This window comes from Streptomyces sp. NTH33 (assembly GCF_003236365.1).
Taxonomy (GTDB): Bacteria; Actinomycetota; Actinomycetes; order Streptomycetales; family Streptomycetaceae; genus Streptomyces.
On sequence record NZ_POTZ01000256.1, the window covers coordinates 1 to 10386 of the forward strand.

The following is a 10386-nucleotide window of genomic DNA, read 5'->3' on the forward strand; positions in this document are numbered from 1 at the left end:
GCGTGTGGGGATGGCGCCGGGTCGTAGGGGGCGCAAGGGCTGAGCGGGTGTGACAGGGCACCCCTGGGCTCCCGTTATCCTTGGGTGTCCCCTTCCGTCCCGTCACCGCCTGGAGTCCGTGTCGTGCGCATCGATCTGCACACTCACTCCACCGCGTCCGACGGTACGGACACCCCGGCCGAGCTGGTGCGCAATGCCGCCGCGGCCGGTCTGGACGTCGTCGCGCTGACCGACCACGACACCACCCGCGGACACACCGAGGCGATCGCCGCGCTGCCCGAGGGACTGACCCTCGTCACCGGCGCCGAGCTCTCCTGCCGCATCGGCGGCGTCGGCATGCACATGCTGGCCTACCTCTTCGACCCCGAGGAGCCCGCGCTGCTCGCCGAGCGGGAACTGGTCCGCGACGACCGGGTGCCGCGGGCCAAGGCGATGATCGCCAAGCTGAACGCGCTGGGCGTGCCGGTCACCTGGGAGCAGGTCGCGCGGATCGCGGGCGACGGCTCGGTCGGACGGCCGCACGTCGCCTCGGCGCTGGTCGAGCTCGGCGTCGTACCGACCGTGGGCGACGCCTTCACCGAGGACTGGCTGGCCGACGGCGGCCGGGCCTGGGTCGAGAAGCACGAGACGGATCCGTTCGAGGCGATCCGGCTGGTCAAAGGCGCCGGCGGGGTCTGCGTCCTCGCCCACCCGGCCGCCGCCAAGCGGGGCCGTACGGTTCCGGAGTCCACGATCGCCGAGCTGGCCGCCGCCGGGCTCGACGGCCTCGAGGTCGACCACATGGACCACGATCCCGGCACACGCGCGCGGCTGCGCGGTCTGGCCGGGGAACTGGGGCTGCTGGTGACCGGCTCCAGCGACTACCACGGCAGCCGGAAGACCGTCTCGCTCGGTGAGTACACGACGGACCCCGAGGTGTACGGGGAGATCACGCGGCGGGCGACCGGGGCGTTCCCGGTGCCGGGGACCGGCGGAGCCTGAGCCCCGCCCTCCCGCACCTCACGTCAGTTCACTCTTTTTCACTCTTCTGCAAGGCCTGCTCACCGATGTTCGATGCTGCCGTTTTCGGCTCCCTCTTCCTCACCCTCTTCGTCATCATGGATCCCCCCGGGATCACCCCGATCTTCCTCGCGCTGACCGCCGGCCGACCCGCCAAGATGCAGAAGCGGATGGCCTTCCAGGCCGTGTGCGTGGCGGGCGGGGTCATCGCCGTGTTCGGCCTGCTCGGCCACGAGATCCTGGACTACCTGCACGTGTCCGTCCCGGCGCTGATGATCGCCGGCGGGCTGCTTCTGCTGCTGATCGCCCTTGACCTGCTCACCGGCAAGACGGACGAGCCCAAGCAGACCAAGGACGTCAACGTCGCGCTGGTCCCGCTGGGCATGCCGCTGCTGGCCGGGCCCGGTGCGATCGTGTCGGTCATCCTCGCCGTGCAGAAGGCCGACCATGTGGCCGCCCAGGTCTCGGTGTGGTCGGCCATCCTCGCCATCCACATCGTGCTGTGGCTGGTCATGCGCTACTCGCTGCTGATCATCCGGGTCATCAAGGACGGCGGCGTGGTGCTGGTGACCCGGCTGGCGGGCATGATGCTCTCCGCGATCGCCGTCCAGCAGATCATCAACGGCGTCACCCAGGTGATCCAGGGCTCCTGAAAGCGGGCCCGCTGTGAGGGGACCCCGTTGTGAGGGGACCCCGCTGTTATGAGACCGGGGTCTCGGCCGGGCGGATCCACAGCCTCTGGCCGATCGCGGCGGCCTGCTGAACGATCCCGTTGACGGAGGCGGCGTCCACGACGGTGCTGTCCACGGCGGTGCCGTCGATCTCGTCGAGCCGCATGATCTCGAAGCGCAAGGGCTTCTCCCTTCGTCTGGTCATCCTCCTGAGGAGAATTACTGTGGTGGAGGGCGCACGGGCGGTGGTGCTCCGTGTTCCCTACGGGTACAACGAGCCGGGCGGTGCAAACATTCCCTACGCTAAAGAAATTCTTCGAATGACTAATCAGTGACCAGTAAGGGACTGTCGGTCGACCGAACGGGACCGGTTGTGTTCGCAGCGTGACCGCCGGAACAATGGAGGCGATGAACGACGACCTCGGGGCGCTGTCCGCCCGCATCGACCGCACGAACGAGCTGCTGGAGCGCATGCTCGCCGAGGTGGCGAAGACACCCTCTACCCATGCGATCTTCGTCGACGCCGGGTACCTCTACGCGGCGGCGGGGCGGCTGGTGGCCGGGACGGAGGACCGCCGGGCCTTCGACCTGGACGCCGAGGGGCTGATCGACGCGCTCATCGACCGGGCCCGCACCGTCTTCGCCGACAGCCGGCTGCTGCGCGTCTACTGGTACGACGGAGCCAGGCGCCGTATCCACACCGCCGAGCAGCAGTCGATCGCCGAACTCCCGGACGTCAAGGTCCGCCTGGGCAACCTCAACGCCAACAACCAGCAGAAGGGCGTGGACTCCCTCATCCGGACGGACCTGGAGTCACTGGCCCGGCACCGCGCCATCAGCGACGCGGCCCTGCTCGGCGGCGACGAGGACCTGGTGTCGGCGGTGGAGGCGGCCCAGGGCTACGGCGCCCGGGTCCATCTGTGGGGCGTCGAGGCCCCCGAGGGCCGCAACCAGGCCGAGCCGCTGCTCTGGGAGGTCGACAGCCAGCGCACGCTCGACCTCGACTTCTTCAAGCCGTACGTCTCCCGGCGTACCACGCCCGCGTACGACCCCGCCATGACGGTCCGTCCGACCCGTGAGAACGTGCGCTTCGTGGGCGCCCAGATCGCCGCGAAGTGGCTCGCGGCGCGCGGCCGCGAAACCGTCGGGGAGCTGCTGCCGGGGCACCCCTATCTGCCGGGCTCGGTGGACCAGGACCTGCTGGTCGAGGCCGAAGACATCCTCCAGTACTCCCTTCGCGGCCAGGCGGACCTGCGGCGCGTGCTGCGGGACGGCTTCTGGGAGCACCTGCAGACGCAGTTCTAGCCGTATCGCGCTGTGAGGTCGCTCCAGGTCGCCCTGTGAGGACGGCTATCGCCCTGTGAGGACGGCGTCCCAGAAGTCGGCGAGGGCGCGGGCCGTGGTGAGCGGCTGGTCGCAGTTGGGGGAGTGCTCGGCGCCCTCGACGGCCGTGCGCCGGGCGGCGAGCCGTACGGCCATGTCGTCCAGGAGCGGCACCGGCCAGGTCTCGTCCCGCGTTCCCGACAGTACGTGGAACGGCATCGGTAAGGTGGCGAGTTCGGCGACGCGGTCCGGCTCGACGCACAGCTGGCGCCCGGTGGCGAGGAGTTGGGCAGGCTTGTTGGCCAGCCAGCGGCGGCGCAGGTCCTCGTGGTCGTCGAGGCCCGCGTCGAGTTCGGCGCCGGTGTCGGTCTCCTCGGGCGTTTCCAGCGCGGGCGTTTCCACGGCCCGGACGGCCTCCCACACCTCGGCCATCGTCATCACGCCGAGCGCGTCCCGCAGCAGCTTCACACGCTGCTGCTGCGAGGCGGAGATCTGCGCCGGGCCGGAGGCCATCAGGGTGAGCGAGAGGAAGGGGGAGTGGTCGAGCAGCACGGCCGCGCGGGCGATCTGGCCGCCGAGGGAGTGCCCGAGCAGGTGCAGGGAGGTGCCGAGCGCCTCCACCTGCGCGAGGACGTCCCGGGCGAGTTCCGCCTGGGCGTACGCGGACTCGTCGTCCACGGGCCCGTCCGACTCGAACTGCCCGCGCCCGTCGACGGCCACCGTCCGGTACCCGCGCGCCGCGAGCGGCTCGTGCAGCGGGTTGAAGTCCTCCTTGCTCCCGGTGAACCCCGGCAGCAGCAGGACGGTGCCCCGCGGCTCGACACCGTCCGCGACGGGCGCGTCGACCACGGCGAACTCACCGCGCGCGGTACGCAGCCGGTACACACGCGCTCCGGGCGGCGGGACGAACGTGGGAGGTCTGCTCATACGCCGAGGCTATCGGGAAGGGGGCGTGCGGTGGTGTACGCCGATGGCCCGGTCCCACCAGGGGGTGGGACCGGGCCATCGGTCTGCCAGGTCTGCCGGGCCGGCCGGCTCGTACGGCGCCGGAGCGCCGGATCAGGCCTCCGCGGACTCCACGACGGCGGCGGCCTTCACCTCGGCGGTCTTGCGGGTGCGGCGGCGCGGCTTGACCTCCGGCTCACTGTCGGCCTGCGCGGGAATCCCGGCGGTGACGGTCTCCGCGACGACCTTGCGCGTACGGCGGCGGGGCTTGGCCTCGGCCTCCTCGGCGGTGTCGGCCACTGCCACAGCGGCCTCCGCGTCGACCGCCGCTTCGGCGGTCTTGCGGGTGCGGCGGCGGGGCTTGACCTCCGGCTCGGCCGTCGTGGCTTCGGCCGTGTTCAGTGCCGTCCCGGTGGTCGCCTCGGCCGGTTCCGGTGTTTCCGGGGCAGCCGTGGGCTCGATCTCCGCCGACTTGCGGGTGCGGCGGCGCGGCTTCGCGGGGGGCTCCGTGGCCTCGGGGGCCGGTCCCTCGGCCGTGGTCACTGCGGCTTCCGCGGCTTCCGCGGCTTCCATGGACTCCGCGGTCGCCACCGACTGCGTCGGCACACCGCTGCGCGTGCGGCGCCGGCGCCGCGGCGTACGGGTGGCGGTGGCCTCTTCTATCGGGGCCTCTTCCGTGGCCGCGGATTCGGCCGGTGCGGTGGGTGCGGTGGTCCCGGCCGATGCCGGGTCCACCGGCGTGCCGTTGCGCGTGCGGCGCCGGCGCCGCGGCGTACGCGCCGGGCGCTCGCGGTCGGCGTCGCGCGCCTCGTCCCGGCTGCCCCGGCCACCGCGACCGCGCCCGCGGCCGCCGGTCTCGCCGAGGTCCTCCAGCTCCTCCGCCTCCAGCCCCGCGCGGGTGCGCTCCGAGCGCGGCAGGACACCCTTCGTACCCTCGGGGATGCCCAGGTCCGAGAACAGGTGCGGGGAGGTGGAGTACGTCTCCACCGGATCGTTGAAGTCCAGCTCCAGTGCCTTGTTGATCAGCTGCCAGCGCGGGATGTCGTCCCAGTCGACGAACGTGATCGCCGTACCCGACGCGCCCGCGCGGCCCGTACGGCCGATGCGGTGCAGGTAGGTCTTCTCGTCCTCGGGCGACTGGTAGTTGATGACGTGCGTGACGCCCTCGACGTCGATGCCGCGCGCGGCGACGTCGGTGCAGACGAGCACGTCGACCTTGCCGTTGCGGAAGGCGCGCAGCGCCTGCTCGCGGGCGCCCTGGCCGAGGTCGCCGTGGACCGCGCCGGCGGCGAAGCCGCGGCGCTGCAGCTGCTCGGCGATGTCGGCCGCCGTGCGCTTGGTCCGGCAGAAGATCATCGCCAGCCCGCGGCCCTCGGCCTGCAGTATGCGGGCGACCACCTCCGGCTTGTCGAGTGAGTGCGCGCGATAGACGAACTGCTGGGTGTTCGCGACCGTCATGCCCTCGTCGTCCGGCGCGGTGGCGCGGATGTGCATGGGCTGGGACATGTAGCGGCGGGCCAGTCCGATCACCGCGCCCGGCATGGTGGCCGAGAACAGCATGGTCTGCCGCTTGGCCGGCAGCATGTCGATGATCTTCTCGACGTCGGGCAGGAAGCCCAGGTCGAGCATCTCGTCGGCCTCGTCGAGCACCAGGCACTTCACGTGCTTCAGGTCCAGCTTCTTCTGGCCGGCCAGGTCCAGCAGCCGGCCCGGGGTGCCGACGACCACGTCGACGCCCTTCTTCAGGGCTTCCACCTGGGGCTCGTAGGCCCGGCCGCCGTAGATCGAGACGACCCGCACATTGCGTACCTTGCCGGCGGTCAGCAGGTCGTTGGTGACCTGGACGCACAGCTCGCGCGTGGGGACGACGACGAGTGCCTGCGGGGCGTCGGTGAGGTCCTCGGGAGCGGCGCGCCCGGCCTCGACGTCGACGGGGACGGTCACGCGCTCGAGGAGCGGAAGGCCGAAGCCGAGCGTCTTGCCGGTGCCGGTCTTGGCCTGGCCGATGATGTCCGTGCCCGTCAGGGCCACGGGCAGCGTCATCTCCTGGATGGGGAAGGGAGTGGTGATGCCGACGGCTTCCAGGGCCTCGGCGGTCTCGGGAAGGATCCCGAGCTCTCGGAACGTCGTAGTCAGGGTGCTGCCTCTTCTGTGTACGCGGCGCGAGGCGAGCGCGGGGGTCGTGTCACCTGACCGTGCCGGGGACGTCGGCCGCCCTCGCGGGGCGGGTGGTGTGGCACGGGACCACAGCCGACGCTCTAGCGCTCGTACCGCTGAGGGTGTCCCTCCGATCGTCGTAGGCACGGAGCCGTACGGTCAGGGAGGGCTGTCGGGTCGGAGCCGATCGGGCCACCGACCGGGCATCCTCATGCGTGCGGCCTGTCGACGTACGCCAATCCACGTCGGCGTACTCAGCAGGCGCATTACCACCATACCCCGGAAACGCGCACATGCGATGGCCGATTCGGCCACGTAGTCGTCGTCACACTGGTTGACCAGGTCCTTCGAAGACGCGGAGAGCGGACTATTGTGCGCTGCATGACGAGCTCTGACAAGTCTGACAACGCCTCCGACGCGCCCGCCGAACACACCGGGATCGCCGCTCAGGACTGGGCGACGGCCGCCGCCGACCCGCAGTACCGCGCCGCGGTCGTGGACCTGCTCGGCGCGCTCGCGTACGGAGAGCTCGCGGCGTTCGAACGGCTCGCGGAGGACGCCAAGCTGGCGCCCACCCTCGCGGACAAGGCCGAGCTGGCGAAGATGGCGTCGGCCGAGTTCCACCACTTCGAGCGGCTGCGCGACCGGCTCACGGAGATCGGCGAGGAGCCGACCGCCGCCATGGAGCCCTTCGTCGCCGCGCTCGAGGGCTTCCACAAGCAGACGGCGCCCTCGGACTGGCTGGAAGGGCTCGTCAAGGCCTACGTCGGTGACTCGATCGCCAGCGACTTCTACCGGGAGGTCGCCGTCCGCCTGGACTCCGACACGCGCGAACTCGTCCTCGCCGTCCTCGCCAACACCGGGCACGCCGACTTCGCGGTGGAGAAGGTGCGCGCGGCGATCGACGAGGACCCGCGCGTGGGCGGCCGGCTCGCGCTGTGGGCGCGGCGTCTGATGGGCGAGGCCCTGTCGCAGTCCCAGCGGGTCGTGGCCGAGCGGGACGCGCTGTCCACGATGCTCGTCGGCGGCGTCGCGGACGGCTTCGACCTCGCCGAGGTCGGCAGGATGTTCTCCCGGATCACCGAGGCGCACACCAAGCGGATGTCCGCGCTGGGACTGGCGGCGTAGGGCTCCGGGGTCCGCGGCGGACGCGCCCCCGTCGGCGCCGGGTCAGGCCGGCGCCGACCGTCGGCGCAGCCTTCCCGCGGGGCGCACCAGCAGCGACAGGGAGGCGACCGAGACGACCACCGCGCCGAGCAGGGCCGGCACCAGGCTGCCGGAACCGAGTGCGCTGTGCGTGACGAAGGCGCCGAGGAGGGCGCCGGCCACGCCGGTCGACTGCACCAGGCGGCGGGACGGCAGACGGTGGGCCAGGCGGTGGAACGCGGTCCAGCCGAGCAGCAGACCGATCAGCGCGGAGCCGAGCGCTTCCAAGAACATGGCGGTTCCCTCCCACACGGTCGGCCGGTGCTGACGGTCGTAGCCCGTCATACCCCTGGCCCGCGGAACGCAACCCTCTCCGTGAGCGGCTTGTGCGCCACCCGTGAAGAAACGCGAGAGGGCCCGGCGGTGGAAGACCGCCGGGCCCTGTCGTCGTTTCGCCGCCCGTGGCTACAGCGCGCCGAAGCCCACCTTGCGCGGGGCCGGCTCGCCGATCTCCACGTACGCCAGCCGGTCGGCCGGGACCAGGAGCTTGCGGCCGTGCTCGTCCACGAGGCTCAGCAGCTGCGACTTGCCGGCCAGTGCCTCGGCCACGACGCGCTCGACCTCCTCGGCAGTCTGACCGCTCTCCAGAACGATCTCGCGGGGCGCGTGCTGCACGCCGATCTTGACCTCCACGGCTATGTCCCTCCGACGGTCGGTGAAGTGCGCGACCTTCCGCGCCGTACCTGCACACATTAGCCCGGTGAGGGGACTGACACGGTGTGCCGGAGCTCGCCAGGAGCGAACAGCCCGCGGCTCAGTGGTGCTGCTCGCTGCCGTGCAGCGGGAAACCGGCGATGCCGCGCCAGGCCAGGGACGTCAGCAGCTGGACCGCCTGGTCGCGCGGGACGCTGCGGTCGCTGTGCAGCCAGGAGCGGGCCACCACCTGCGCGAGGCCGCCGAGACCGGAGGCCAGCAGCATCGACTCCGCGCGCGAGAGGCCGGTGTCCTCCGCGATCACGTCGCAGATCGCCTCGGCGCACTCGTTGGTGACCTTGTCGACGCGCTCGCGCACCGCCGGCTCGTTCGTCAGGTCCGACTCGAAGACCAGCCGGAAGGCGCCGCCGTCGTCCTCGACGTACGCGAAGTAGGCGTCCATCGTGGCGCGCACGCGCTGCTTGTTGTCGGTCGTCGACGCCAGCGCGCTCCGCACGGACTGGATGAGTGCCTCGCAGTGCTGGTCCAGCAGGGCGAGGTAGAGGTCGAGCTTGCCCGGGAAGTGCTGGTAGAGCACCGGCTTGCTGACGCCGGCGCGCTCGGCGATGTCGTCCATGGCGGCGGCGTGGTAGCCCTGCGCCACGAAGACCTCCTGGGCAGCGCCCAGCAACTGGTTCCGCCGGGCACGGCGCGGCAGGCGCGTACCTCGCGGGCGTGCCGCCTCTGTCTGCTCGATGGCTGTCACGCCGCCTCCCAAAGTCGTCCACATGCGGTGTGCGCCGCGCCGTCATCGTACTTTTCGGTAACCGTGCTGTGCGCGGTGCGAACGCAGAATTTCACGGACTGGACGGTGACAAAAGCGACGCAGAAGGTTTCAAATAGGTTTAATCCGGGCACAACGCGGCTTCGTTCCTGGTCAGCGGCGGTTTCTCCCGTCCAGTGCCTCGAACGCGGATTCGCGCACCACCTCGTGCCTCACCGGTAGTCGTCCTCGTCGATGGAGACGACCCGCGCCTGTTCGGCGAGATCCGCCTCGTTGGCGCGGTCCGGGTCCCCGGTGAGGGGCTCGTCGCGGTCCGGCGCGACATCCGCCAGCTGCTCGGCGGCGTCGTTCTCCGGAGCCTCGACGTCGATCTCCGTGGCATCGTCCTCGAACGTCTCGGGATCGGTGGGGTCGAATGCCATGCTGGGCTCCCTTCGTGCGGAATCTCCCTGCGGAGTGCCCCTGTGGGTGCCCCTGGAGGTGTCCCCCGGGGGGCAGGGGTCGAGTACGGGTGCCCTCTGTACGAGCGTAGGAGACACCCGAAGTGGACGCTATGCGATTCCACGGCCCCGCGCGTGCGTGATGTGTGACGGCGAACACATGAGCCGCTATGTGATCGTCTCGTAACATTGCCGCATGTCTTCGACCGAGCTGCCCTCCGTGCCGCCCGCCAACGTTCTCCCCAGGGTGACACCGGTCGGGCTCGAGGAGGGAGAGCGCCTGCGCTCGGTCGAACTGCCCGGGATCACGCTGACGGTGCGCGCGCGCCCACCCGCGCGGGAGGGGTTGCCGCCCGCGCTGTACGTGCACGGCCTCGGCGGTTCCTCGCAGAACTGGTCGGCGCTGATGGCGCTGCTCGACGGTCTCGTCGACGGCGAGGCGCTCGACCTGCCGGGCTTCGGGGACTCCCCGCCACCGGACGACGGCAACTACTCCATCAACGGGCACGCGCGAGCGGTGATCCGCCTCCTCGACGCCTCCGGCCGCGGACCCGTCCACCTGTTCGGCAACTCGATGGGCGGCGCCGTCTCCACGCGTGTCGCGGCGCTGCGCCCCGACCTCGTGCGCACGCTCACCCTCGTCTCGCCCGCGCTGCCCGAACTCCGGGTGCAGCGCACCGCCGTGCCGACCGGGCTGCTCGCGGTGCCGGGCGTGGCCGCCCTGTTCACGCGGCTCACCCGGGAGTGGACGGTGGAGCAGCGGGTCCGCGGGGTCATGGCCCTGTGCTACGGCGACCCGGGGCGGGTGACGTCGGAGGGGTTCCGCAACGCGGTGCGGGAGATGGAGCGGCGGCTGCGACTGCCGTACCACTGGGACGCGATGGCACGCTCCGCGCGCGGGATCGTGGACGCGTACACGCTGGGCGGACAGCACGGGCTGTGGCGCCAGGCCGAGCGGGTCCTCGCGCCCACGCTGCTGGTCTACGGCGGCCGCGACCAGCTCGTCGGCTTCCGCATGGCCCAGCGCGCGGCCCGGGCCTTCCGCGGCTCCCGCCTTCTCACCCTGCCGGACGCCGGCCATGTGGCCATGATGGAGTACCCGGATACGGTGGCGACCGCATTCCGTGAACTGCTGGTGGACACGGGGGAGTTGGAGGGCAGGGCTGTGACGTGCACGGACGCGGCCGAACGGGCCGGTGGCGAAGCTTTTGACGTGGGTGCGGGGGGC

At 71.4% G+C, this 10386-nt stretch carries 12 protein-coding genes; 5 read left to right on the forward strand and 7 right to left on the reverse strand.

Annotation, left to right across the window (positions count from 1 at the left end; genetic code table 11):
- Positions 1 to 123: 123 nt before the first annotated feature.
- The gene (locus C1I97_RS22850; protein WP_111005064.1) at positions 124 to 981 is read left to right on the forward strand and encodes a PHP domain-containing protein; all 858 of its coding nucleotides are present in this window, start codon (positions 124 to 126) and stop codon (positions 979 to 981) included.
- Between the two features lie 65 nt (positions 982 to 1046).
- Positions 1047 to 1652: a MarC family protein gene (locus C1I97_RS22855; RefSeq protein ID WP_111005065.1), complete on the forward strand. Its 606-nt coding sequence runs from the start codon at positions 1047 to 1049 to the stop codon at positions 1650 to 1652.
- A gap of 46 nt (positions 1653 to 1698) precedes the next feature.
- Here C1I97_RS22855 and C1I97_RS40085 read toward each other — a convergent pair whose 3' ends face one another.
- A complete protein-coding gene (locus tag C1I97_RS40085; RefSeq protein ID WP_181446866.1) occupies positions 1699 to 1875 on the reverse strand; it encodes a hypothetical protein in 177 nt (58 codons plus the stop codon).
- A gap of 194 nt (positions 1876 to 2069) precedes the next feature.
- Between C1I97_RS40085 and C1I97_RS22860 the strand changes: the two genes are divergently transcribed.
- Positions 2070 to 2975 carry an NYN domain-containing protein gene (locus tag C1I97_RS22860; RefSeq protein ID WP_111005066.1) on the forward strand — a complete coding sequence of 302 codons (906 nt, stop codon included), beginning with the start codon at positions 2070 to 2072 and terminating at the stop codon, positions 2973 to 2975.
- A 45-nt stretch (positions 2976 to 3020) separates the two neighbouring features.
- On the opposite strand, the gene C1I97_RS22865 is transcribed toward C1I97_RS22860, so the two are convergent.
- Together C1I97_RS22865 and C1I97_RS22870 are read right to left on the reverse strand one after the other, a co-directional pair.
- Positions 3021 to 3920 (reverse strand): alpha/beta fold hydrolase, encoded by a 900-nt coding sequence (locus C1I97_RS22865; RefSeq protein WP_181446865.1) that lies wholly within the window; start codon positions 3918 to 3920, stop codon positions 3021 to 3023.
- Positions 3921 to 4052: 132 nt separating this feature from the next.
- Positions 4053 to 5981, reverse strand: coding sequence for a DEAD/DEAH box helicase (locus tag C1I97_RS22870; protein ID WP_258382700.1), 1929 nt, complete (start codon positions 5979 to 5981; stop codon positions 4053 to 4055).
- A gap of 495 nt (positions 5982 to 6476) precedes the next feature.
- Between C1I97_RS22870 and C1I97_RS22875 the strand changes: the two genes are divergently transcribed.
- Positions 6477 to 7223 (forward strand): ferritin-like fold-containing protein, encoded by a 747-nt coding sequence (locus tag C1I97_RS22875; protein WP_111005067.1) that lies wholly within the window; start codon positions 6477 to 6479, stop codon positions 7221 to 7223.
- A gap of 42 nt (positions 7224 to 7265) precedes the next feature.
- Here the strand turns inward: C1I97_RS22875 and C1I97_RS22880 are convergent, their stop codons facing one another.
- The 4 genes from C1I97_RS22880 to C1I97_RS22895 all read right to left on the reverse strand — a co-directional run bounded on the left by C1I97_RS22880 (position 7266) and on the right by C1I97_RS22895 (position 9140).
- Entirely contained in the window at positions 7266 to 7535 is a 270-nt protein-coding gene (locus C1I97_RS22880; RefSeq protein ID WP_111005073.1) for a hypothetical protein, read from the reverse strand.
- A gap of 171 nt (positions 7536 to 7706) precedes the next feature.
- On the reverse strand, positions 7707 to 7934 hold the full coding sequence (locus C1I97_RS22885) for a DUF3107 domain-containing protein (protein ID WP_030854792.1): 228 nt from the start codon (positions 7932 to 7934) through the stop codon (positions 7707 to 7709).
- Between the two features lie 121 nt (positions 7935 to 8055).
- Positions 8056 to 8700, reverse strand: a complete 645-nt coding sequence (locus C1I97_RS22890) for a TetR/AcrR family transcriptional regulator (protein WP_111005068.1) — start codon at positions 8698 to 8700, stop codon at positions 8056 to 8058.
- A gap of 230 nt (positions 8701 to 8930) precedes the next feature.
- Positions 8931 to 9140, reverse strand: a complete 210-nt coding sequence (locus C1I97_RS22895) for a hypothetical protein (protein ID WP_111005069.1) — start codon at positions 9138 to 9140, stop codon at positions 8931 to 8933.
- Positions 9141 to 9354: 214 nt separating this feature from the next.
- Between C1I97_RS22895 and C1I97_RS22900 the strand changes: the two genes are divergently transcribed.
- A partial coding sequence (locus C1I97_RS22900) for an alpha/beta fold hydrolase (protein ID WP_111005070.1) occupies positions 9355 to 10386 on the forward strand: 1032 nt, incomplete at its 3' end.